21 protein-coding genes are annotated in these 24,328 nt (G+C 54.1%); 13 read left to right on the top strand and 8 right to left on the bottom strand.

Features of this window, described 5'->3' with window-relative positions; all coding sequences use genetic code 11:
• Nucleotides 1-271: 271 nt before the first annotated feature.
• A complete protein-coding gene (locus tag FYZ48_RS01130; RefSeq protein ID WP_149336640.1) occupies nucleotides 272-1,252 on the top strand; it encodes a YybH family protein in 981 nt (326 codons plus the stop codon).
• A gap of 57 nt (nucleotides 1,253-1,309) precedes the next feature.
• On the top strand, nucleotides 1,310-3,076 hold the full coding sequence (locus tag FYZ48_RS29135) for a protocadherin (protein ID WP_187781815.1): 1,767 nt from the start codon (nucleotides 1,310-1,312) through the stop codon (nucleotides 3,074-3,076).
• Nucleotides 3,077-3,164: 88 nt separating this feature from the next.
• Here the strand turns inward: FYZ48_RS29135 and FYZ48_RS01120 are convergent, their stop codons facing one another.
• Nucleotides 3,165-4,835, bottom strand: coding sequence for an arylsulfatase (locus tag FYZ48_RS01120; protein ID WP_149336638.1), 1,671 nt, complete (start codon nucleotides 4,833-4,835; stop codon nucleotides 3,165-3,167).
• A 350-nt stretch (nucleotides 4,836-5,185) separates the two neighbouring features.
• Between FYZ48_RS01120 and FYZ48_RS01115 the strand changes: the two genes are divergently transcribed.
• The 4 genes from FYZ48_RS01115 (at nucleotide 5,186) to FYZ48_RS01100 (ending at nucleotide 9,139) form a co-directional block, all read left to right on the top strand.
• Nucleotides 5,186-5,911 (top strand): PDZ domain-containing protein, encoded by a 726-nt coding sequence (locus FYZ48_RS01115; protein WP_198422166.1) that lies wholly within the window; start codon nucleotides 5,186-5,188, stop codon nucleotides 5,909-5,911.
• 308 nt (nucleotides 5,912-6,219) lie between these two features.
• A complete protein-coding gene (locus FYZ48_RS01110) occupies nucleotides 6,220-6,702 on the top strand; it encodes an ATP-dependent zinc protease family protein (protein WP_197993886.1) in 483 nt (160 codons plus the stop codon).
• 46 nt (nucleotides 6,703-6,748) lie between these two features.
• On the top strand, nucleotides 6,749-7,993 hold the full coding sequence (locus tag FYZ48_RS01105; RefSeq protein ID WP_145038410.1) for a RimK family alpha-L-glutamate ligase: 1,245 nt from the start codon (nucleotides 6,749-6,751) through the stop codon (nucleotides 7,991-7,993).
• A gap of 12 nt (nucleotides 7,994-8,005) precedes the next feature.
• Nucleotides 8,006-9,139 carry a succinylglutamate desuccinylase/aspartoacylase family protein gene (locus FYZ48_RS01100; RefSeq protein ID WP_149336634.1) on the top strand — a complete coding sequence of 378 codons (1,134 nt, stop codon included), beginning with the start codon at nucleotides 8,006-8,008 and terminating at the stop codon, nucleotides 9,137-9,139.
• Nucleotides 9,140-9,187: 48 nt separating this feature from the next.
• Here the strand turns inward: FYZ48_RS01100 and FYZ48_RS01095 are convergent, their stop codons facing one another.
• Both FYZ48_RS01095 and FYZ48_RS01090 read right to left on the bottom strand, forming a co-directional pair.
• Entirely contained in the window at nucleotides 9,188-9,715 is a 528-nt protein-coding gene (locus FYZ48_RS01095; protein ID WP_149336632.1) for an Ig-like domain-containing protein, read from the bottom strand.
• Nucleotides 9,716-9,807: 92 nt separating this feature from the next.
• Nucleotides 9,808-10,746: a DUF1559 domain-containing protein gene (locus FYZ48_RS01090; RefSeq protein ID WP_145181989.1), complete on the bottom strand. Its 939-nt coding sequence runs from the start codon at nucleotides 10,744-10,746 to the stop codon at nucleotides 9,808-9,810.
• A gap of 627 nt (nucleotides 10,747-11,373) precedes the next feature.
• Here FYZ48_RS01090 and FYZ48_RS01085 point away from each other — a divergent pair.
• From FYZ48_RS01085 to corA, 6 genes are all read left to right on the top strand, one after another.
• Nucleotides 11,374-12,348, top strand: coding sequence for a hypothetical protein (locus FYZ48_RS01085; RefSeq protein WP_149336630.1), 975 nt, complete (start codon nucleotides 11,374-11,376; stop codon nucleotides 12,346-12,348).
• Between the two features lie 46 nt (nucleotides 12,349-12,394).
• A complete protein-coding gene (locus FYZ48_RS01080; protein WP_149336627.1) occupies nucleotides 12,395-12,850 on the top strand; it encodes a hypothetical protein in 456 nt (151 codons plus the stop codon).
• 20 nt (nucleotides 12,851-12,870) lie between these two features.
• The gene (locus tag FYZ48_RS01075) at nucleotides 12,871-13,311 is read left to right on the top strand and encodes a hypothetical protein (protein ID WP_149336625.1); all 441 of its coding nucleotides are present in this window, start codon (nucleotides 12,871-12,873) and stop codon (nucleotides 13,309-13,311) included.
• A 103-nt stretch (nucleotides 13,312-13,414) separates the two neighbouring features.
• On the top strand, nucleotides 13,415-13,852 hold the full coding sequence (locus FYZ48_RS01070) for a hypothetical protein (RefSeq protein WP_149336623.1): 438 nt from the start codon (nucleotides 13,415-13,417) through the stop codon (nucleotides 13,850-13,852).
• A gap of 127 nt (nucleotides 13,853-13,979) precedes the next feature.
• Nucleotides 13,980-15,539, top strand: coding sequence for a bifunctional GNAT family N-acetyltransferase/carbon-nitrogen hydrolase family protein (locus FYZ48_RS01065; RefSeq protein WP_149336621.1), 1,560 nt, complete (start codon nucleotides 13,980-13,982; stop codon nucleotides 15,537-15,539).
• Nucleotides 15,540-15,691: 152 nt separating this feature from the next.
• Nucleotides 15,692-16,786: a magnesium/cobalt transporter CorA gene (gene corA / locus FYZ48_RS01060; RefSeq protein WP_145182008.1), complete on the top strand. Its 1,095-nt coding sequence runs from the start codon at nucleotides 15,692-15,694 to the stop codon at nucleotides 16,784-16,786.
• Nucleotides 16,787-17,719: 933 nt separating this feature from the next.
• Here the strand turns inward: corA and FYZ48_RS01055 are convergent.
• Both FYZ48_RS01055 and FYZ48_RS01050 read right to left on the bottom strand, forming a co-directional pair.
• Nucleotides 17,720-18,160 (bottom strand): hypothetical protein, encoded by a 441-nt coding sequence (locus tag FYZ48_RS01055; RefSeq protein ID WP_145038433.1) that lies wholly within the window; start codon nucleotides 18,158-18,160, stop codon nucleotides 17,720-17,722.
• A 151-nt stretch (nucleotides 18,161-18,311) separates the two neighbouring features.
• A complete protein-coding gene (locus tag FYZ48_RS01050) occupies nucleotides 18,312-19,889 on the bottom strand; it encodes a sialate O-acetylesterase (RefSeq protein WP_149336619.1) in 1,578 nt (525 codons plus the stop codon).
• Between the two features lie 166 nt (nucleotides 19,890-20,055).
• Between FYZ48_RS01050 and FYZ48_RS01045 the strand changes: the two genes are divergently transcribed.
• Nucleotides 20,056-20,988, top strand: coding sequence for a polysaccharide deacetylase family protein (locus FYZ48_RS01045; RefSeq protein WP_149336617.1), 933 nt, complete (start codon nucleotides 20,056-20,058; stop codon nucleotides 20,986-20,988).
• A gap of 12 nt (nucleotides 20,989-21,000) precedes the next feature.
• On the opposite strand, the gene FYZ48_RS01040 is transcribed toward FYZ48_RS01045, so the two are convergent.
• From FYZ48_RS01040 to FYZ48_RS01030, 3 genes are all read right to left on the bottom strand, one after another.
• Nucleotides 21,001-23,226 carry an acetylxylan esterase gene (locus tag FYZ48_RS01040; RefSeq protein ID WP_187781814.1) on the bottom strand — a complete coding sequence of 742 codons (2,226 nt, stop codon included), beginning with the start codon at nucleotides 23,224-23,226 and terminating at the stop codon, nucleotides 21,001-21,003.
• 174 nt (nucleotides 23,227-23,400) lie between these two features.
• Nucleotides 23,401-23,709, bottom strand: a complete 309-nt coding sequence (locus FYZ48_RS01035) for a hypothetical protein (RefSeq protein WP_149336613.1) — start codon at nucleotides 23,707-23,709, stop codon at nucleotides 23,401-23,403.
• Nucleotides 23,710-23,788: 79 nt separating this feature from the next.
• Complete coding sequence (locus FYZ48_RS01030) at nucleotides 23,789-24,160, bottom strand: hypothetical protein (protein ID WP_149336611.1); 372 nt, start codon at nucleotides 24,158-24,160, stop codon at nucleotides 23,789-23,791.
• Nucleotides 24,161-24,328 lie beyond the last annotated feature (168 nt).

Genomic DNA, 24,328 nt, shown 5'->3' with positions numbered 1-24,328 from the left:
TCTGAACAATGTTAATTTTTGGCTTAAAGGCCTTTCGACAGAACGACAGATGAGAATATTTTTATCTATCCTGGCGTCATGGTCGTAGTGAGTCAGAGAATTACTCCGTTACAGTGAACGGCTCATGAATTTTCTCGAAGAGATCATAGATTATACGTGCATTATTGAATAGACAGGAATAGAATAAAACCAGGCGCTGTTGGTTGCTGAACAGCGGGTAAACTCTCTCACAATCTAAGCAAACGCGAACTCCTTTCTGAAAGACATCAGGATGAATCTCTCTCCGCACCTGGCCCGCTGGGGGCTCTTTTTCTCTGTGTTATCTGCCGGTCTGCTGCTGGACTGTACTGTATCGTCTGCGCAATTTCAGCGGACTCTTGTCTCTGGTGAAGCGGAGGCAGTTGAGAAAGCACCCGCTGCTGAAACCAAGTCAAAACCATCGGCGGCCGAACAGGCTATTCGCAAAGTCGCGGTGGAGTTCAAGAAAGCATTTGACGCGGGGAATGCAGAGAAAGTCGCTTCCTTCTGGGCACCCGAAGGGGAATATGTGGAAGCCAGCGGCATGCGACTGGTAGGCCGCCCGGCGATTCAGAAAGCATATGCAGCTTACTTCAAAGCGAACAAAAAGGCACAAATTCAGATCTCGGTTGATTCCGTTCGCCAGATCGGTGATGACCTGGCAATTGAAGAGGGCCGCACCATGGTGGCAGTTCCCGAAGGGACTACAGACTACAGTCAATATACCGCGACCCACGTCAGGCAGAATGGGAAGTGGAAAATGGTCAGCGTGAAGGAATCGAATCTGATTCCCCCGGCGACGCAGGTGAACCTGAAGGATCTGGAATGGCTCATCGGCAGCTGGGAAGCTGAGGATGTGGGGGTGACACTCAAGACCGTCTATCGCTGGATGCCGGGTAACAAATTTATCGAACGCACTTTTACTGCACAGACCCTGTCCGGCGATAAGCCGCAAGTGATGGGCACACAGATCATCGGCGTGGACCCGCTTACGGGGGACATCATGTCTTGGACCTTCAACACCGATGGCAGTCATGCGATTGGAATCTGGGCTCCCGTCGAGAACGGATGGGTGATTGAATCGCGGGGTGTGACTGCAGACGGCATGCTGACCAGTGCCAACAATGTCATTACCAAAATCGATAAGAACGGCTGCCGCTGGCAATCTGTGAATCGGACAGTGAATGGTGCGGAACTGCCCGATGCACTCGAGGTTGTTTCCCGACGACAATAGGCTCGATACGGCACTTTGATTTAAGATAATTAAACATTTTAGTTGAGGATAAATGGTATGAGAATTTTTATCAGTCTCATCGCAGTCACAGCCCTGAGTTTCGTGTCGGCTGATTTGTCTGTTGCCTGGGCCCGCGGATTTGGTGGCGGTGGTTTCCATGGTGGCGGTGGAGGCGGTTTTCGCGGCGGCGGAGGTGGTGGCTTCGGAGGCGGAGGCGGTTTTGGCGGAGGTGCCCGTAACTTCAGCGGCGGTAACTTCGGTGGAGGTAATTTCGGAGGCGGTGGTCGCAATTTCAATGGTGGTAACTTTGGTGGTGGCAATTTAGGTGGCGGTAATTTTGATGGCAGCCGCTTCTCGAATTACGGAAGTCGCTTCGATCAACCTGGCCGCTTCAACGATAAAACCGGCTTTGACTCTAATTTCATGAACTCGGTCCGTTCGGGTGACCGGATGAATGGCGATAACCTGAACCGCTTCAACAACGGTCAGTTCAATCGGGGCAACCTGAATCAGCTGGATGGTGGCCGTGGTCTGCGTAACGATGGTTCGCTCAATATGAGTAACATGAATTTCAACCAGCGACCGACGCGTCAGGGCCTGGATAATTTTCTGGGGCTCCCTTCAGACGCCGGTCATAACGCAGTCACCAACTCGCATCCCCAAGTGCAGGATTTTACTGGTCGCAATACTGTAAACAGTTCGATTGCTAACGGCTCTGGTTCCGGTAATGTCTACCACGGACCAAATGGTGGAATCGCCGGTGAAGGCAGCTATACCGGGCCGCGGGGAAATACCATTTCAGGCGGTGGCGCGATTGGTCCTGACGGAGGTCATGCCGCGGGCGGAAGCATTACGGGTAACAATGGTGGTTCTGCTACCGGTGGTCGTGTTGTCGGCCCCGGTGGAGCATCCGCGGCCGGCGGGAAAGTCGTTGGCCCGGATGGGGGCAGTGCGGCCGGCGGACGCGTCGTCGGTCGTGATGGCGGCTCCGCTGCGGGCGGCCGGGTTGTCGGTCCGAATGGTGGTGGTGCCGCGGGAGGCGTTGTGCGTGGTCCCGGCGGAGGTGGTACCGCAGGTGGTATCGTCCATGGACCGAATGGCGGTTATGCTGCCGGCTTCGTGCATGTCCCGCCTTCGACACGTTACTATCACGGTGCCGTGATTCGTGGCGGTTTTTATGGCTGGGGAATGTATTATCCCGGCTGGTATGCTGCTCACCCCGGTGTCTGGTATGCTCCCGGTTGGCCTGCTGGCTACGCCTGGACGGTCTGTACGTGGGGGGCGATGATGGACTGGTTTGCCTGGTCGAACATGCAGCCGGTCTACTATGACTACGGGAATAACGTGGTCTACCAGGACAACAGCGTCTACGTTAATAATCAGGATGTGGGAACCGCTGAAGAGTACACTCAGCAGGCCAGCCAACTGGCTCAGGCCGGTGCTTCGGCGGATGTCAGTGACCAGGGGAAATGGATGCCGTTAGGAGTCTTCGCACTCTCACCGACGGGGGAAACCAAGTCGGACAATGTGGTCGAACTGGCTGTGAACAAGGATGGAATCCTGAGAGGGAATTTCACCGATACCAAGACTAAGAAGACGCAGCAGATTCAGGGCTCGGTCGATAAAAAGACTCAGCGGGCAGCCTGGACTGTCGGCGACGATAAAAACACGGTCTACGACACGGGGATCTATAACCTCACGAAAGACGAAGCACCCTTGCTGGTTCACATCGGCAAGGAAAAGACCGAGCAATGGTTGATGGTTCGTCTGGATCAGAAAGATAAGAACACCGACGGGAGCAGCACCTCTACTTCAGGGAACTAACTGTCGTAGTTTGACTCTGTATGAATAACCTGCAACCGAACTGGTCAACGTGGCCAGTTCGGTTTTTTATGCGCTGAATTGGGAAAGACTACGGTTTCTGCAGCGGTGCCAGGTAATCGATGCGGTAGTCCTGAGGGAAGGGAAGTACGAAGTTCTCCTGTGCCCACTGGTCCCACTTCCGGGAAAGTTGCTGAACCCGTTCCGGTTCCGTTTTAGCAAGATCGTTCAACTCGGTCCGATCATGGGAGACATCATACAACTCCCAGGGGCCGCCTCGGGTGGCGGCCAGTTTCCAGCGTCCCTCGCGAATCGCCCGGTTTCCCTGGTGCTCGAAGTAGAGAGTCCGTTCGGATTGAGGTTGGCCCTGAAGTAACGGCAGCAGGCTGCGTCCCGGCAAGGGAATCGTCGGCGAGCTGTCCCAGCTTTCCGGGTATTCGACCTGGGCTGCCTCCAGCAGGGTGGGAACAATGTCTATAATGTGCGCTGGCGTGGAGATGATTTTGCCGGACTGCTTCACACCGGCAGGCCAGTGGACGATCCCTGGCGAGGCGATGCCTCCTTCGTGATTATAATGCTTGTAGAGACGCCAGGGGGTGTTGGAGGCATTAGCCCAGCCGGAACCTACACTGTGATGCGTATCCGGGCCCCCCATGCGATCAAGCTGATCACCCCAGTAGAGTGTGTTATTGCGACTGGATCGGATATCAAAGCCAAACGGATCCCACTCGGCACAGGCTCCGTTATCTGACGTGAAGATGATCAGCGTGTTCTCCAACTCGTTGTTCTGGCGCAGGCTGGTTAATACGCGTCCTACATTCTGATCCAGACGATCGACCATCGCAGCAAAGATTGCCATGCGGCGTGCCAGATCCCCGCGGCGGTCAGTAGGGAGCGTATCCCAGGCCGGGTTGACGCGTGCTTCGGCTTCTCCCCAGTCCCAGTAACGGGATCGCGGCGAAAGTTTGGTTTCTTCAGGTACGATTCCCAGCTTTTTCATGCGTGCCAGCCGCTGTTGCCGAACCTGATCCCAGCCGATGTGGTAGCGATCTGCGTATTTATCGATTTCCTTTTTCGGGGCATGCAGTGGGAAGTGCGGGGCGTTGAATGCGAGGTAGAGGAACCAGGGCTGTTCGGGATTACGTCGGCCCATCCGCATGAAATCAATGGCATAGTCCCCCAGGGCATCTGTCCCGTAGAACTCTCCCTTAGGATAAGTATGCGTATCGCGGGTCGCGGGGAGACGGGTGAAATGATCGACGTCCCAGAACGTTTTGGCGCTGACCAGCGTCCCATAAAATTCTTCAAAGCCGTGCTTGGTCGGATCTTCTGTTCCGAGGTGCCATTTTCCTGAGAGAAAGGTGCGGTAGCCACCCTGCTGTAAAATCTGGGCAATCGTGATCGCCTGATCGTCGAGATGTCCCTGGTAACCGCGCTGATTCAGGTTCCGAGTCATGTGTCCCAGTCCGACGCGATGCGGGTATTGCCCGGTCATGATCGATCCGCGAGAAGGACAGCAGCGTCCGGTGTTGTAGAACTGAGTCAGCCGCACCCCCTCTTTTGCCAGCGAGTCGAGTTGCGGTGTTTCAATTTCTCCACCAAAACAACCAAGGTCGGAATATCCCAGATCGTCGGCGACGATGAGCAGGATATTAGGTCGCTGGGCTGCGGACAGAGGATCCAGAGGGAGCAGCAGTGCCAGCAGCAGACAGGTTAAGCCGCACAGAGAGTGGGGAATTCGATCCTGGGGAGCAGAGGGCATAATGATTCTTCCTGTTGAGCGTCTTGAGAATGTTCTGAGGACGGGATCCCGACTTTTCTCAGCTTAACCACTCCTCAGGCTGGCTTCCAGAACCAGTTGCCGTTTCGCGGGGAATTCCGGTTGGTGGACGTCTGGATAATTGAGTGTTGCCTGGAATCATCATATTTCTGAATCCGTGTTTGACAAGGTATATGCGTAAGCTAGGATAGGGTAAATACGTTGAGTGCGGCGATTGTTTGATTGCCCTCAGATCGAGAAGCTCAGCAATCAGAAATATCATGTGTCTCGTACATATTTTGAGATAAAGGGTTACCAAGATGAATCTGCAGAAGTCTATAACGAGCAAGGGCTTGCTTTGTCTTCTCACACTCTTTTTGATCGTGAACTACGAATCACAGGCGCAGGAATCTGCTCCCAATGCTGCTCCCCAAAGTATTGATCCGAATCTGTCTCCCCGCCAGAAATACGCCGCTCTGATGAGTGAAGCACACAAGGCGCGACTGAATCAGCATTATTCGAAGTATTACAAAGCGACCCTGGGGGTCGTTGCCACAGATGCTTCCGGTCCTCTGGCCGCTCATCTGACTAATGGTGCTCCCGACTGGTGGACTGGTGTGGGAACGAACCTGGATGGCAATCCGGGGTATGGTGTGGTCATCATGCATGTCGCTCCCGGCTCACCAGCCGACAATGCAGGGCTGATGAAATACGACATCATTCTTTCGTTCGGTAAGCATCGTCTGGCTTCCGTCCGTCAGTTGAATGCGCTTCTGGCGAAAGCACAGCCCGGGCAGAATGTGACTCTCTCTGTAATCCAGGTGGGAGAAAAGGGCGCTGTCAGCAAAGTCAATGTGACACTGGGTTGGGCCGAGCGGATCAACGCTCCTGCTGGTGGAAATCCTCCGCGGACCGCCACTCCCCAGTTTCCGAATGCTGCCAACTTTGGTAACGATGATGAATATCTTGCCAATCCCAAAGCACCGATGCAGTATCAGTATGCGGCTCCTTATGAGTACGCTCCCAAGCTGAACTCTTCGATGCCCATGGACTTCGAAGGCAGTCTTTCTGATAAGTAAGCGAATCAAGCTTAATCGAAAAAATTCACAGGCGATGCTCACCTTGGGCATCGCCTGTTTTCGTGCCGGTCTGCAGAAACTTGTCTGAACCGGACTTTCACGTCGAATTCGAATAGCTACTTCAGAGAAACTAATCGGATCAGAGGGAGAGATTCACCCGCGGGTTTGTCCAGCGTTTTCGTATAAAAGACAAATTCAAAGCCGGAAATCGCTGAATTCAGGCGGCTTTACTGGCGATCACATTCAAAGTCTTGTAAAATAGACCAACATTGATCCCTTGAATAACGCAAAGGAGGCGATGCAGCGAAGTGAGGAAGACACTGCAAAGCAAGAAAAAACAAAAATCTGATCCTACAGTCATTGGTTGGCGTGAATGGATCAGTCTTCCAGATCTGGGAATTGGCCTGATCAAAGCCAAAGTTGATACGGGCGCACGTTCCTCATCGTTGCATGCTTATGACCTGCATCGGTTTGAGCGGGATCAGGAGGAATGGATTCGCTTCAAGGTACATCCTGTCCAGCGCCGGACACACGAAGTCGTCGAAGCTGAAGCTCGCATCTTCGAATATCGCTCGGTTCGCAGTTCCAGTGGCAAGGCAACCATGCGACCTGTCATTGTGACCAACATCGAACTTCTCGGCTTCAACTGGCCCGTCGAACTGACTCTTGCGAATCGGGATGAAATGGGCTTCCGAATGCTGCTCGGACGCGAGGCGTTCCGTCAGCGTTTTTTTGTGGATGCGGGTAAATCTTACTATGGCGGTAAGCCTCCTCGAGAGAAACGAACCTGAGTGCAGTCTTCTATTATTGCAGACTCAGGTTAGAAAAGGATAACTCATGAAACTGGCAATCCTGTCGTGCAGCCCGAGATGTTACAGTACGCGGCGACTGCGCGAAGCTGCCGAGCACCGCGGATTTAAAGTCAAGGTCCTCAACACACTCAAATTCGCCATCGATCTCAAGCAGGCCGAACCCGATCTGTTCTTTCGACAGAAATCGATCTCCGATTACGATGCGGTCCTCCCACGTGTCGGCGCCTCGATCACCTACTTCGGAACCGCCGTCGTCAGGCAGTTCGAGCAGATGGACATTTTCTGTGCCAACACCTCGGCCGGTATCACCAATTCCCGCGATAAACTCCGTAGTCTGCAGATCCTCAGCCGGCACCAGATCGGTATTCCGCAGACGACATTCGTTCGCGATAAAAAAGATGTGCTCCCCGCAATCGAACGGGTAGGGGGCGCACCGGTTGTCATCAAACTGCTGGAAGGAACGCAGGGGATCGGTGTATTGCTGGCGGAATCCGTGAAGTCCGCGGAGGCCATCATTGAACTGCTGCAGAACCAGAAGCAGAACGTGCTGATTCAGAAGTTCGTCGCGGAAAGTAAGGGACGCGACATCCGGGCGTTTGTGGTCGGGGATCGTGTTGTGGCTGCCATGCGGCGTGTCGCCCAGGGGCAGGAGTTCCGCAGCAACGTCCACCGTGGCGGTCTGACCGAACCGGTCATTCTCGATGAAACCTATTGTAAAACCGCGGTCCGGGCAGCTCAGATCATGGGCCTGAAGGTCGCCGGCGTTGATATGCTCGAGGGTAAAGACGGTCCCCAGATCATGGAAGTCAATTCCTCGCCCGGTCTGGAAGGGATCGAAAAATGTACCCAGCTGGACATCGCCGGGGCGATCATTGACTACATCGCCGCCCAGGTGGATTTCCCGGAAATCGATCTCAGGCAACGACTCACCGTCAGTCGTGGATATGGCGTGACCGAAATTTATGTTCCCGAAGGTTCAGAATACGTGGGCAAGACGATCCAGGCTTCCGGCTTGAGAGATAAGGATATCAACGTCCTGACGCTCTATCGCGGGACAACGGTGATCCCCAACCCCCGTTCAGATCGGGTACTGGAGTCCAACGACCGGCTGCTCTGTTTTGGAAAACTCGACTTCATGCGGGATCTGATTCCTGCTAAAACCCGTCGTAAGAGGCGGCCCAAAGTCATGGATTTGCCGGATCTGCCGGTGGCTGAAGAGGTGCTCTCGGAAGCCGGGCACGGAGCAAGCGATGCCTCAGGCACTGAATAAGGCTGACGTTAGATGAAGAAAATCCGTCCGCGTAAATCGATCGACCAGTGGAATGGCGATCCGATTCCCCCCGGCACTTCCCGTGATGTGAAGCTGGCTGTCAGCGAAAGCTACAGCAGTATGAATGTAAAGATTCCTATTCATATCCGCCGCGCCAAGGAAGAAGGGCCGGTCGTTTTTGTGACGGCTGCGCTGCACGGCGATGAAATTAACGGTACCGGGGCGATCCGTAATCTGATCCAGGATACGGAATTGCATCTGCTGCGGGGCTCCGTGATTTTCGTACCCGTACTGAATCTGCTCGCCTTTGACCGGCACTCGCGTTATCTGCCGGATCGACGCGACTTGAATCGCTCATTCCCCGGTTCCGCGAATGGCAGTCTGGCCAGTCGCATGGCGCGGATTATCTTCGACGAAATCGTTTCCCGCAGTGACTATGGAATCGACCTGCACACAGCGTCGGTGCGACGGACCAACTATCCCAACGTTAGAGGTGACCTCTCCAATAAGGAAGTTCGACGACTGGCCCAGGCATTTGGCTCCGAAGTCATCATCAATGGCAAGGGGCCCCAGGGAGCTTTCCGGCGTGAAGCCTGTTCCATCGGCTGTCCGACCATCATTATGGAAGGGGGCGAGGTCTGGAAGGTCGAGCCGGGCATTGTGGAGTCAGCGGTGCGAGGCGTGAAGAACGTGCTCCGCGATCTCGAAATGCTTGAAGGGGAACATGAGAGTCCCGATTACCAGGTCATTATCGATAAGACCAACTGGGTCCGTGCCGAGCGGGGAGGCTTCCTCAAGTTCCACGTTAAGCCCGGGGATATCGTCGAGAAAGATCAGCCCCTGGCAACTAACACCACGATTCTGGGCCGCGAACGCAGCATGCTGTATGCACCCTTCGATTCGGTCGTCATCGGGATGACCACGCTGCCTGCGATCAGCCCCGGCGAGCCGGTCTGTCACCTCGGCAAACTGCCTCCCGAGACCAGGCCCTCCCGGATCAGGCGTTCCCGCTCTGAAGAGGACAGCCTGGAAGGACAGGTCGCTGAAGAGCTTTCGACCAACCTCGTGGTCGAAGAGCCCACTGACGAAGCACAGCAGCTCCGCCAGCACTCGGAAGGCAACGGCGAAGCGACTGCAGCGGAATAGTCGTAAAGTCCTGCAGCACCGTTTTCAGTCTCCCTCTACAGGGAAACTCTACTTGGACTGCAGCTCAAAATCGAACTTGTTTTTGCCTTCGACGACCTCTTTTTTCAGTTCGGATTTGCTGTTATACCGTTCTGGAATCGGATCTTTCTTGAAAGTATCCTTGGGAAGTTTCAGCTTGGGAACCCCCTGGTCGGAGTTGGCAAAGGTGTCAACGGGAATCACTTCCGCAACGCCAGAGTCTTCTGACTGGCGGGGGCTTTCCGGCGGGGCAGTGATGATGGTGATACTGTGGCTGCCTGGAACGGCTCCCTTCAGTTGATCACGGTATGTCAGCGTGTAGTTCCCGGAGCTGTCAGTGCGACCTGACGAGGGATTCCCTTTTTGTGGTGAAAATATCACGATGGCGTTGGTCAGCGGCTTTCCGTCCATCGTCACTACCCCGGAGACCGGGGCCAGTTTGATGTCATCCCCACCCCGGGAACATCCCAGGCAGACCAGGGGGACGGTCAAGAATAACAGTGTGAGAACGCGCCTCGGCTGTGCAGCCTGAAGCGTCAGTTTGGTTTCCTGGTACATTAAAATAGCATTCCTGCGCTGGAGTAATATTGCAAAACCCGGTTTCAGCCAGATGCGGAAACCGGGATCGTCTTGTCATCACGCATCGTGAATTAAAAATCGCCGATCACGTTGTGGTCGTTGATGGCAGCCAGGTAGATCAGCGTCTCGGCATCAACGTTTTCGCTGATGAATCTCACCCGACCGTCGCCCAGCAGGAAGTGGCAGCCACCAGTGTGCGAGCTGCTTAAGCTCCACGCATATTTGAGGCCGTCCGTCTGGTTGATTCCGTTGATCAGGTAGATGGTCGAAGGAATCGGTGCCGTCGAAGATCCCTGCCAGTTGCGGACCAGTGCCGTGTGGTAAGGCCAGTCGCCATAGTTACCGGCTGTCGCGCTGTTGAGCGGAGAAGAACCGATCCAGATGGCTCCTGAACCACGGTCTTCGGTAGTACGTTCTCCAATCATGATCACGTTGCTGGAACCGTCGGTCAGATCCCGCATGCGGGTGACGGCGTGGTTGTTAAACGCTCCCGTGTAACCCTGTGTGGTTGACGCGGTCAGGTACCGGGAAGGGGAGTACAGAGCCGGGTAGTTCGATTTTCCCCATGAATTGATGTTGGTGTTGACGCCATCCATGGGATCCGAGGGGCAGTTCAATGTCGGAATCACGGTATTGATCACGGTTGGCTGCAGAACGACACCGGCGACGGTGCGCCAGGGGGCATTCATGTTGAGCTGGTTGTAAAGGTTGGTCTGATCCATGAAGGGCAGCAGCATTACGCTCCAGCCCAGGTAGCTTTCCGTGGGGATGTCGCCGGCGATGGTGCGGACGCTTTCCACCTGCATCTGCGGGAAGGTGCGGTGGGTTTCATGGTAGTTGTGCAGCGCCAGGCCAATCTGCTTCAGATTGTTTTTGCAGGAACTCCGCCGTGCCGCTTCGCGTGCCTGCTGGACTGCCGGTAAGAGCAGGGCGATCAAAATGGCGATGATGGCAATCACGACCAGCAATTCGATCAGGGTGAAGCCACGTTTGACGTTAAGCAGTCTCATTTTCGTCTCCGAACAAGGATAAAAAGAAAGAAATGGAAAACCAGAATCTTGTATTCTTATCCTGTTTCCAGAAGTTCCGAAAACGTTTACACAGCAGGTTTGAGACAGAAATAAGGCTAAAGGGACCTGCCCTTGAGGGGCTCGCAGAATGATGCTGAGTAGTTCGTAAATCTCACGATAAGAACGCAAAATTTGTGTTGGAACAGCAACTCGTATCAACAGAGCCTGTGCGAGACCAATAGCTGAGCGCCGGGACGAAAAGAAAATGCCTGTTGCGATTGCTTTTTCAAGCTGACGCGACATTAAACACTCCAAAGTTTAAAAAGCAACGGAAAAAAATTGGAAATTTCTGGAAATTTTTGGGGAATGTCTTACCCGGTGACCGCCGGTGATACCTAATTCAAATTCGGACAATTGCTTACGTCCGGGAAGCCTCCAGGATCGCCAGGCAGGGCACACGCCCCGACCACTTGTTTGCTGGTGAAGCAGCTCGGAGATTCTCTTTGACCGGTTCGGAGAGATCCGGTATCGTTCGTCTCTCAACGACTCCGCCAGCAGGAAGCCATCGGTCCGGCGGGGTTGGAAAACCGGAGGCCCCGGTCCACGATCATTCCAGGGAGGACAATCATGATCTACCGCTGTCTGCTGTTGTTGCTGCTCCTGTCCAGTCTGACCAGGTTCTTGCAGGCCGACTCGCTCCCCCTGGAAGCCGTCAAACCCCTGCTGCCAGCCGCCGACGAAACCCGGGCCCTCCGGGGCCTGCGGGAGTGGAGCGAGGCCCATCGAAACTGCACCAGGGTCGAGGCTAAATTTCTTCGTATCTGGTATGACGATGTATTTGAAGTCCAGAAACATGCAGCAGGCGAATTCAGCTATCTGGGACCGCATCGTGGTTTCGTGAAATGGAACGCTCTTGCCCGAAGACCCAGGGAAGAATCTCTCAAACAGGGAAGGCGGGGGAAAGCTTACGAATATCAGGATACTGAACCTGAGGCCTGGTACTGGCTCACGGACCGGTTGTTGAAGATCGATGAGTCTGAAAAAACAGTCGATATTTTTCCTGTTCCTCAAGGGTCTATGATCATTGTTTCTTTCGATTTTGGCGACTTTTTTAAGTCCGTCGACAGCCCCCTTTTGTTTGTTCCCGGAATGCCAAATAAGAAACGCCTTGAAAGTATGATTCAGGGCAGCATGTTCCAGGTCATTCGCGAAAACAAAAGTCATATCTGGATCGCGGGGAAACCCAAACGCCCCAAGCAGGCTGCGATATATCAGGAATTTAAGCTTTACCTGGCAAAGGCGCCCTGGCGACTGAAAGCCATCCAATTGATTCATCCCGGCGGAAATCAGTCGAGCGTTTATATTTTTTCGGAAGTTAATTTTGAACCCGGGGAATGGGATGAACCAGACCTCACTGGCTATAAAATACTGAATGATCTGACGAAAGAACCGTTCGAATGGCCTGTCGAAGCCCGCTACCCGGAGACAGGAGAACGGGGCCCGGTCGAAGCCCAGCGGCCTCAACAGCCAAACCCCGATTGGATCCACTTTCTCAATCCAATGTTCACACTGGGATTTGCTCTCTGGGAAATGGTCCACTAAGATCAAAGGGTCCCCACGTTCATCCGATTGCCGGAGTATTGCCGCCATGCAGAGGTCCCTCGAAACCGAAAAGATTGAGAAGCAGCTCAATGTCATCAGTATCCTGTTTATGGTACTGGCCGGCTTCAGTCTGCTCATGGTACTGTTTATTCCGGTCCATTTTATGATGATGCAATCAGTCATGAATATGGATTTTCCGCGGCCTCATGAGGGCCCCGATCCACGTAAAATGTTCAAGGAGATGCAGTCTGCATTTATTGTCCTGTATGTTCTGGTCGGCGTCTTATCTCTTGCCGTCGGTGGTTTTCTACTGGCAACCGGTATCAACATCCGCCGCAAAAGACACTTCACACTCTGCGTCGTCGGGTCGGCTCTGATCTGTATTTCCTTTCCGCTGGGGACGGCGTTGGGAATCTGGTCCTTACTGACCCTGTATGATAAGCACACACGCCCCCTGTTTGCTGAGCGGACCGATCTGGGCGACGCCGACTTTCTGGACTGAATGATTGAGGAATCCCTCTGATGCCCATGACCAAAGCCAGCCAGCTCAACCTGATTGGCACCCTCTTTCTGATCCTGGGGATTCTGTCGATCTTCAACCTGGTGTTTCTGAGCCGGATTGGAGAGCAGATTAACGCTGACCCCCTCGCGAATACAGATCTCCGCACGCCCGACGGAAAACCGTATGACGGCTTCAAAGAGCAGCGTGCGATGCGGCAGAGCTTTCTGCTGGGCATGCTGATATTCTCGTTCGGTTTCACCGTGATCAGTCTCCTGACCGGTACTTTTATCTTGAAACGGTTCAGTCATCGATCCTGTATTGTCGGGGCGATTGTGACGCTGATTGCATTTCCCCTGGGGACCATCCTCAGCGGCTGGGCATTGTTCGTACTCTGTAACCGGAACACAAAACAGCTGTTCCAGGAACGGGCAGCGCTGCGGGAGGCGGACTTCCTCGATTGAAATATTTCTGCTTCTGTGTCCGCGCGAACATTGACAGAACTACTCTGCCGACCATAATTCTCCGGTTGTGAATCTGTCTGCAAATCAAACTCTTGAGGTTCTTTTGAACGAACAGAAACAAACGCGGCTCAAGCGGGCCGGTAAGCTGCTGATCCTCTGGGGCGTCCTGCATCTGACTCTGCTGCTGGCTGTCTACCCGATGATCTCCGCAATCAATGAGGGGATGCAGCAGATCATTGAACAACCCGCACAGAAACAGGCGACGGAACAGGTCTCCGCCCGGTTTCGCTCGATCATGCAGACCGCGGTTACGCTCGTGGAGATCTGCCTCTGGGCCTATCCCGTCATCTGCCTGTTGACCGGCGTCTGGATTCTGCAGACGCGACACCTCACCGGGTGTGTCGTCGGGGCCGCCCTGGTCTGTGTCTCCGTTCCCCTGGGAACCATCCTCGGGATCTGGACGCTGATCCTCCTGCGGGACGCGGAAATCAGAACCCTGTTTGATCCACAGACGTCCGCACAGAATCTCAGCGATGGGTAGCAGACTTTCACCTTCAATTTCAATTCTCACGCCTTGTACCCGCAATCTACAAAAACGCCTCTGTTCAAAATCGCGTTCAGAGAAGATAATAGAGCCGTAAAAGCGTAACATTTTAAAAGGATGCATCATGGAACCCCTGGATCTGAAGCAGTTTGAGTGGAAAATCGAAGTTCGCCAGTTGACGATGGACGACTTCGACGAACTGGTGGAAATGGAAAAACAGTGTTTTCCCGGCATGCAGACCTGGGGACGTGAACACATCGAGAGCCAGCTCAAAACCTTCCCGGAGGGCCAGCTCTGTGTCGAGATCGACGGGCGGCTGGCCGCTTCTTCGTCGAGCCTGATTCTCGATTTCGATCCCGCGCTGGAATGGCACAACTGGAAAGCCGTCGCCGACGACGGTTTCATTCGCAATCACAATCCCAAGGGGGATACACTCTACGGGATCGAGATCATGGTCCATCCCGAATTCCGGGGCATGAAGCTTTCCCGACGCCTCTACGATGCCCGCAAAGAACTCTGCCGGAATAAAAACCTGTCCCGCATCATTATCGCTGGTCGCATTCCCGGCTATCACCACTATGCCAAAACCCTCTCGGCTCGCGAATACATCGACAAGGTGGTCGATAAAGCGATTTACGATCAGGTGCTCACCGCACAGCTGGCTAACGGCTTCTCTGTAGAAGGGCTGATTCCCAATTACCTGCCCTCCGATACCGAATCCTGCGGCTACGCGACCTACCTCGATTGGACCAACCTCGACTATGTCCCCGGTGCCAAACGCAAGTTTCACAGCACGGTGGAACAGATCCGTATCTGCGTCGTCCAGTACCAGATGCGTTCTGTCAAAGGCTTCGATGAGTTCGCCCAGCAGTGCGAGTTCTTTCTCGATACGGCCTCCGATTATAAATGCGACTTCATCCTCTTTCCGGAACTGTTTACTACGCAGCTCCTCTCCTGTGTGGAACCGACGCGCCCCGGGCAGGCAGCCCGTCGGCTGGCGGAATTCACACCCCAGTATCTCGATTTCTTCACCGAGATGGCGGTCAAATACAACGTCAACGTCATCGGCGGTTCGCAGTTCGTGGTCGAGCATGGCACGCTGTATAACACCTCCTATCTGTTCGGCAGAGATGGTTCGATCGGCAAGCAGTACAAAATTCACATCACCCCCAGCGAACGCAAATGGTGGGGTGTAAGCCCCGGCGACCGCGTCGAAGTCTTCGACACCGACTGTGGCAGGATCGCCATTCAGATCTGCTACGACATCGAGTTCCCGGAACTGACCCGCATCGCGGCGCAGAAGGGGGCACAGATCGTCTTCGTTCCCTTTAACACCGATACCCGCCACGGCTATCTCCGCGTCAGACACTGTGCCCAGGCACGCTGCGTGGAAAATCATCTGTATGTCGCCATTTCCGGTTGCACGGGCAACCTGCCTTTCGTGGAGAATGCAGACATCCATTACGCTCAGTCCGGGATCTTTACCCCCGCGGATGTCGAGTTCGCCCGCGACGCCGTCGCCGCGGAATGTAATCCCAATGTCGAAACTGTGATTATCCACGATCTCGACTTCGAACAGCTCAGACGTCACCGCGAATCGGGCAGTGTTCAGAACTGGCACGACCGCCGCACGGAACTTTATCGGGTCGTATATCAGGAAGATGGCAACTCCTTTGAAGTCTAGAGTGCGTTGCAAATCAGGGTTTAATCTCGCGATCAAAGTCGAAATCCTTTAAAATCCAGGGGAATGAAATCAATCCTGTCCCCGAGAAATAAAGTGTATTTCAAATGGTTATGGAATCCGAACAGAAAGTCCGCGTACAACGGGAACGTGTTATGCTGGAATCTTATAGTGGAATCTCCAAAAAAGCGGGGATGCCCCCGGGATCGCTGGTCCATGTGGGAGACTTTGATGAAGAAGACACCCGGATCTCGGTCGTCGACTATTCCCCCGGCGATCTGGAAGAACCGGTGGTCGAAACCGTCGAGGATCTGCTTAAGTTCCGGGACAAAAAATCGATCACCTGGGTCCTCCTGGAAGGTCTTAAGAATGTAGAAGTCACCGAACTCATCGGCAGGCACTTCGACATTCATCCGCTGGTTCTGGAAGACATCCTCAACACGCACCAACGTCCCAAGTTCGAGGAATACGACGACTATCTCTACATCGTCCTCAAAGGGCTGACCGTTGCAGATGAGTCCGTCGCTAACGAGTCCGTTGCCCCCGATAAGTTCGAAGTCAACTACGAACAGATCAGCATCCTGGTCCTGAATGACTTCGTCTTCACTTTCAAGGAACAGAAAGACGAACTCTTTCTTCCCCTGATTCAGCGTATCCGCAACCAGACCGGGAAAATCCGGTCCCTGGGGACCGACTATCTCACCTACGCTATCATCGATTCCATCGTCGACCAGAATTTCGTCCTGCTCGATACCATGGACGAACGCATTGATGCCATCGAAGAGGAACTGCTCGACGACCCTGATTCCTGCACACTGACGTCCATCCAGCATCTCAAGCGGGAACTGATCGACATCCGCCGGGCAACCTCGCCGCAGCGCGAACTGGTCGCCGCCATTCTCCGCTCGGACCATGTCCTGTTCAGCGAGAAGGTCGACATCTATTTCCGCGACGTCTACGATCACGTGCTCCGCATCAACGAATCGGTCGATTCCTACCGCGACATGCTGGCCGGACTGCTGGATATTTACGTCTCGAGTATCAGTAACAAAATGAACGAAGTGATGAAACTCCTGACGGTCTTCGCCTCGATTTTCATCCCGCTGACCTTCATCGCCGGCATCTACGGCATGAACTTTGAATACATGCCCGAGCTGAAATGGAAATGGGCCTACCCCACGTTGTGGGTCTTCTTCGTGACCATCCCTATCGTCTTGCTGATCTATTTCAAAAAGAAAAAGTGGTTGTGACAAGTTTCAACCCTCCGTTGTAGGGGCAGACCCATGTGTCTGCCCGCCTGGCGGTAATTGATTGCTGTTTTTGCATACCCTGGCCCCGGTGAAAGCGATCTGACTCGAATTCTTCACACGGAATTCGTACTCCGCTCTTCGAGTCGGAAACCGACGAGGCAGGCATCCCCTCCAGTTCACCACTTCCCATTTCCACCTGATCATCGCGTACTCTTTCGGGCGATTTCGCTGAACAGTTTGACCTTGATCCGCTTTTTCCGAATCGTATCCTTGTGCAATTGTGCTTCGCGCGCGAGGCGGGTGATGCGTGCACTGGAATTTCACGAACAAGTGACGCAGCAGCACCTGAATCCTGGTCGATTTCCGACTGTTTTCACCGGAACACGCGGCACCACTTCGCATTGTCTCGTAAGATTTCAAATCATTTCGGAGCACTTTCAGAGCATTTCGCAGGCAACTCACTGCATATTCAGAGTGACTCAACTCGATTTCAGCTTGCATTTTCTCTTGACCTCCCCGTGCCGATCCAGACAATCCCCAATATCATCATCAGTGAAACCAAAGCTGACTCGCTTCGGCGCCTCAGCAGAAACGCATGCGTACCACCGTCACAAAATCAAGCTCAATTCTACCTGGCGATACAAACCGGGAATCATACCCATCGGCACAGTTCGGGCGAGCTGAATATCAGTCAGCAGTGAACGTCGCGCAGATCACGCGCAGAGAAAGAAGCAGCGGGCAGGGGACTCGGTGAGTTTGGCAACGTTAACTTATCATTCCGAGCGAAATTCAGAGAACGTTGTTATCACCTCGGTAAGAATAAATTGTTGATCATGTCTTGAATCATTGACAGCAGTAAAGGTGAATAAGCCACAGGGCGTTCGCCTGGATTAGGCGTTGGAAATAGGGACGATTCGAATTAAGCAACGCTCTCTAGTATTCCTGGTCAAGCTGTGATTGCGTCAGCATTCGGTACGACTCAAACTGCTTCCCGAATCGTTCCATTGACTCATGCAGCGGATGCGCGGCCGCAAGGTCAGGTTGTTTGAAGAACAGACTTTTCCAGAATCCCTGCCAGGGCAGGTAGCGGACCATGATCGAACGCTGTTCGGCTCCCTTTTCTTCCGGAAAGAACATGATGCCGTATTCGATTTTTTCATCAGACAGTATGGTTTCGAAGTAAACGCCCCAATCCTCAGAACATCCCCCTTGATACCATTCCGGTACAGTATGTCCGTCCTGGATCAGGTGTTCTTCCAGCAACGTGCAAACGTACGTCGCTGCCTCCAGGCAGATCTCATCCTCATCTGAGAAGTAGTCTTCTGGAATTCTGACCACGACGGCCACGTATGGATCTGTTCGTTCTTCGGGCATGACTGGAACCGTTTCTGAGATCTGGGAACTTTCAAGATTTTCGAGTTCCCGATTGTTTTAAACAACCCCGGATTGATGCATGATTATACAAAAAAAAACGCCCCGGGAGATTATCCCGAGGCGTTTCTTCTCTCAAACAGAGTTGAGTGAATTACTCGTTACCGGCTGTCACACCCTGCCAGTCGTCGGTGCGGAAGGGGGTCAGCGGCAGGCCTTCCTTGTTCTGCACGTTGCAGACCGGGTTATCGGCCCAGGCATAACGGACAGAAGCAGGTTTGGCGACCGCATCGCTCCAGACTTCGATTTTGTCTTTGCCCACGATTTTGGCGTTGGCTTTGACAAACGTCTTGTCTTCACCGGCGATGGTGAAGCCGATGGGAGTGGTGACGTCGAATGTATCCAGTCCGCCGCCCACATGATCGAAGGTCAGGATGGCTTTGTTGCCTTTGACTTCCATCGATTTGTACTGCGGACTCTGGTGGACGATATCAACGCCGTAATCTTTGGCCAGCGCCCAGCGGGCCAGGCGTTTGGCCACATCCTGTTTGTTCTTGGGATGAATGTCGGATGCTTCACCCAGGTTCAGAATTACAGCTTCACCCGTGTTCGGCAGCTTGCTCATGGTCATGGTCTGGGCTTCACGCAGTTCGGCCCAGTCACTGTCAGCCGGTTCCGGTTTTTCGGCACGGAAGTCAGCCAGCTGAACCCAGTAGAAGGGGAAATCGCCCTGCTTCCACTCATCACGCCAGTTCTGAATCATGAACGGGAACAGTTTACGATACTGGTAAGCCCGGTTCGCATTTGATTCTCCCTGGTACCAGATCACACCCTTGATGCCATAACCGATGGTCGGATGCAATACGCCGTTGTAAATGTTGGCCGGACGATGGTTGCCGGTCAGTGGGTTCCGCGGAGCACGGGGACGGTTAGGAGGATTCTTGCCGGCAGCTTTGGCGTTCTTCACAGCGGCTTTCCACTGATCGAGCCGTTTGTTGTAAGCGGCGACAGCCTGCTCGTGATTGTAGGTCTCTTCCGTTTTTTTCCATTTTTCCAGCATGGCTTTGAAAGCAGGTTCGTCTTCGAGACGCTTCCGGTTGACCCAGGCTTCGGCTGAAGAACCACCCCAGGCATTGTCAATCAGCCCGATGGGAACATTCAGAGTCTGGTACAGCTGGCGACCAAAGAAGTAACCGACGGCAGAGAAGTTCGGAACCGTTGCGGGCGAGCAGGCTTCCCATTTGCCGTTAAAGTCATCCTGGGCTTCCTGTGTTCCCACCTGCGGAACCGATATCAATCGGATTTTGGGATAGTTGGCGGTCATGATTTCCAGATCACCATCGTTGGCATTAGCGACTGTCCAGGCCATGTTTGACTGACCGGAGCAGATCCAGACTTCGCCGGCGAGTACGTCTTTCAGGGTAACGCTGTCGCTTCCCTTGATAGTGATTTCGTAAGGACCACCGACTTTCAGCGGTTCCAGGTTCACCTGCCATTTCCCTTTGTCATCGGCGGTAGCGGTGTGAGACTGGCCATCAACGGTGACGGTCACTTTCGTGCCGGGTTCGTCCCAGCCCCAGAGCGGGTTCTTCTGACCCTGCTGCAGGACCATATGGTCGCCAATAATGGCAGGCAGTTTGATTTTGGCCTGCGCCTCGTTGAGATTCATCAGATACAGACAGCTGAGTGCAAGCACTGTAGCTGCAAGTCGTTTCGCGGAAGTACAATTCATCTGTGGTTCCTTGCAGGATGAGTAAACTGGAGAAGTCATAACAAACAGTTTGCTTCTATAGCTTGAACTGAATAGACTGCATTTTCAAGCGATTCCATTCAAATCGCGACAGCAAATCTCTCAATTCATTTCTTCTAAACTGGTATGGTGATTCATGAAACGGAAAATGACTGTGCTGTGGTCCCTGGTTCTGAGTTGTAGTTTTCTCCCCCTGGTTCAGGCGGAAAACAAGAAGTCCTCCGAGAAACGCTACGTAATCATTCACGCCGACGACGCCGGCATGTCGCACTCGGTGAACCTCGCCACTATTGAGGGCATGCAGAAAGGCATCGTCTCCTCGGCCAGTATTATGGTGCCCTGTCCCTGGTTTAAAGAGTTTGCTGCCTACGCGAAACAGAACCCCGAACAGGATTTCGGCATCCATCTGACGCTGAATTCCGAGTGGAAAAACTACCGCTGGGGACCGGTCGCCTCGCGGGATCAGGTACCGAGTCTGCTCGATGAAGAGAATTATCTCTGGGACAACGTCGGACAGGTGATGCAGCATGTGAACGTTAAAGATGCCGAGAAGGAGCTGCGGGCACAGATCGAACGGGCCCGCAAATTCGGCGTCCCCCTCTCACATCTGGATACCCACATGGGGGCAGTCGTCAGTCGGCCCGACCTCTTGGAGATGTACGTCAATCTGGGCATCGAATATCAGTTGCCGGTCCTGTTTGTGAACAATCTCGATCCGAAAAAGTACGGCGTGATCGCAGAGAAGGGCAAACAGCTCAAGGAAGTCCTGGAAAAGAACGGGCTCCCTGTGCTCGATGAACTGGTTCAGTTTTATGGAGAACCCGACTACGAAAAGCGGAAGCAGGCTTACCTCGAAAAGATTCGTGAACTCAAGCCGGGAGTCACGCAGATCATCATTCACTGTGGATTTAACAACCAGGAACTGCAGAACATCACTCACAGTTCCTCCCGCCGCGATGGCGACCGCCGCGTGTTTACCGACCCGGCGGTCATCAAAGAGGTCAAAGATCTGGGCATCGAAGTCATCACCTGGAAAGAGTTCCACGAGATGGCTAAGCAGAAACTTGCCCAGGCCGAATAGCCGTCATTACAGCTATTCGTTGCGTTCAATCTGTGACAGCCAGCCTTCCAGCGTAAACTCAGGTGTGCCTCGTTCCTCCGGTTTGAGGCACGCCAGCTGGCTGCGATCGATGAGCGACAGTCCAAAATCCGCCAGCGTGGCACCCCGCTGATGCAGGTCGGTGCCGTACAGTCGCTCCAGTTTGATCTGCTCCGCATCACACCAGCGTCCGGAATTGACGGTTGGCATGTTTTTGATCTGCTCTGCCGTCAGCGCAGGTGTTCCCAGTTGCTGCTGAATCCAGAGCAGGGCATCCGGATGCGCCATATAGGGACGATGGCCGCCCCCCGTTTCGAACCAAGCCTTCACCTTTCCCTCAGCTCCCTGGTCGGCATAGACTTGCCCGGCCTGTTCGACGACAGCCCGCGTGCCACGCCAGGCGGTCCCGTCATTGTCGGAGTCGATGATCCAGTCAGCGTCACCATTCATCACCAGTACGGCACAATTCGGGGCAGCCAGTGACAGAAACTCAGGCCAGGTAAATCGCTCGCGCATCTGCTGATTAGGAACTTTCGTGCAATATTTGCTCCGCAGCGTAACATTGTCATAAGCCCAGCCGGAGACGATGGCCATTTTGATTCGCGGCTCCAGTGCCGCCATCCAGCTCGCGACGGCACCGCCCAGAGAATTCCCCGCGACGCCAATCCGACTCGAATCCACGTCTTTCCGTTCCTGCAGGAAATCGATCCCCCGCATTGTGTCGAAGACCAGCTTACCCATGATCGGACGACCGGCATTCCAGGCCCGCTCATGCACAGACTTCGGATCGTGGGCCCGCGTGCCCAGTCGTCCCTGTATGTGCCGCTCTTCTTCACCAATCGGATCCATGGCCAGGCAGACGAGCCCCGCTTTCGCATAGGCTTGTGCCGCGTAATTGTACTGCCACTGGCTCTTGCTCCCCCCATGGCCGTACGTCAAAACGATCGCCGGCGCAGGTGCTTTGATTTGTTTGGGGCGATACACGACCGCGGGAATTTTTGACCCCGGCTCGCTGGTGAAGACCCATTTTTCGATGACCAGGCCATCCCGTTCCAGCTCACCCCGCTTTTCGCTTTCCAGCGCGACTTTCTGTTCCGGAATCCCCAGCATCGCTTTGAGCTGGGCGCGGCTTTCCGCTTGCCATTCGGGGAACGCGACCTTCGCTGGACGGCCCGGCGGTTCCGTTTCTGCTTGCGCGGGCCCTTCCCAGTGTGCGGTGTTGATGGCGAAATATTTATTCAGAAACGGGGGCTGTTTGCGGCTGGCATACCAGATGCGAAAGCGGCCATCGGGCAGCTGCATCACCGACTGGCTGGTGACGTAATGCGATTCCCAGGGACGCTCAGGATCCGGACGCAGCACCGGGTTTTGCGGATGCTTATACCAGTTGAGTCCGTCGATGCTCACCGCGAATCCCAGTGCGGTCGTATTCTCCCGCTCCGTCCAGTAACTGCCGTACCACATCAGGTAAGCATCGCCCAGCTTGAGAACCGTCGGATAAAACAGTCGCCCCGATTCCCAGTTCTGGTCGAGCGCCAGTACCGGATCAGGAGAGACCCGCCACTTACTTCCATCCAGGCTGGATGCATGCCGGATGCACCAGGGATCCTGCGACACATCGGTAAACCACATCTGGTACGTGCGTCCGGTTTTGAGAATGGTCGGCGCGTAAACGTGTTTGAGATTATCAGATCCCGCCTCGCTCCATTCCGACCCGTTCAGACTGTCCGCTTCGTATAACTGGTGCAGGGCGGTTTCGTCATGGAAGTCTGTCGCGGAGAACCACATCCGCAGTCGCCCGTTTTCACGCAGCGTCTGACCGTTGGCTGAACGGAGCAGGGTAGGCGTTAATACGGAGTGCTCGCCATCGCCAAAGGAAAAGACCGGATTCTGTCGGTTCTTGTTGAAATGAATGCCATCATTGCTGTCCGCTCGTCCCAGAACAAACATGCGATCCTGCACGGCACCTCTCGAACCACAGTACCAGAGGGAATAGGTTCCCTGTTCCAGGCTCACGCAGGGGGCAAAAATGTGTGTATCGTCGTAAGTGCCCGGGCGTCCCAGCTCCAGGATCGGTCCGTCGGTATCGCGCTGCCAGTTTTGAGGGGTAAGCCAGCGTTGTAATTCCCGCGGGATCGGTTCTGCTTGTAAGAAGGGGGGGCTGCTGCCAGAGAGAATAATTAAGAGAAGCAGAACACGACAAACGGACCAACGTTTCATGGCTGACCTTCTTTCAGGAGGAGCGTCATGGGGAAATGTCGGTTCTATCGTAGCGCAGCAGTGGGGGAATCTCAAACCGCAGGGCATAAAAAAAATCCCCTGCAGGAAGCTTAAAACTGCAGGGGATTTCGGTGCAAAGATAGAGACGATCTATCTTTCAGGAGGTAGAATGCTTCAGCAGGGTGGGGCGTTGGCCAGTGGTCGCTCGATGAGAAATCCGTTTCCCGGTAATCGGGTCGCGTTCAGGCTTTCCACCCATGTATTCTGAGCTGTTCGGAGTTGCAGGGCCTGCTCACCACAGGCCAGACTGGTTTTGCAGCAGTCAGGCAGGGCCTGCGTCTGGAAAGAATTCGTGCCAGCCTGACAGGATTTCAGATACGGATTGCAGTTCTGTTTGTGATGATTGCTGGTCTGCGTACTCGCGGTAGCAGACATACTTACGCCGACAGACAATACGGTAGCGGTAAAGATCTTGGTCAACATGACGGATCTCCTCTGAGTTGATGGTCTAATATGTGTTGGTTGAGATAATCGTGGGTCGCTGGAAAGCGAACTCCCATGATCAGCAGAGCCAGACACAATGCATCAGGTGCAGAGGTTGAGCGGAAACGGGGGCATCCAGGCCGGCCAGAATCAATTCCTGGGCAGAGTGCGTGCCGGCAGCGATGGTCTCGCTACCCACGAACGGAGCAGAATTGACGGACAGGCGGGATTTACCCGTAGATGCAAAGAGCGTTTCATCACAGTGTGGGTGGCTGCCCGTGGTACTTGTCGGCTTTTGGTCCTGATCGGTATGGGTCAGGTGTTCCGGTGCAGGGGGGGCAGCGGCCTGCAGATGATGCTGTTCCAGAGCCTGACAGCACCAGCTGCCAGGAAACATCAGGCTGGCTGCCAGCAGCAGCGATAAACTGATTTTAAACAGCGAGCAGCACATGGTCAGAGCTTTCTATTCTGATGGCTTCTGCAGTTAAAGTTCTCTGTTAAACGCTTCTGCTAACATTACGCCCCCAGACCAGAAGGCGTTGGATGATTCCGGGAAAAAAAGAAAACAGCAGGGAAGCTCTGAACCTTGCTGGAGATAGGTGTGTCAGACTACGGTGAA

It is taken from the genome of Gimesia chilikensis, assembly GCF_008329715.1.
Classification (GTDB): domain Bacteria; phylum Planctomycetota; class Planctomycetia; order Planctomycetales; family Planctomycetaceae; genus Gimesia; species Gimesia chilikensis.
Note: the sequence above shows the minus strand (reverse complement) of the source record. Positions and strands in the feature narration are given on the sequence as shown.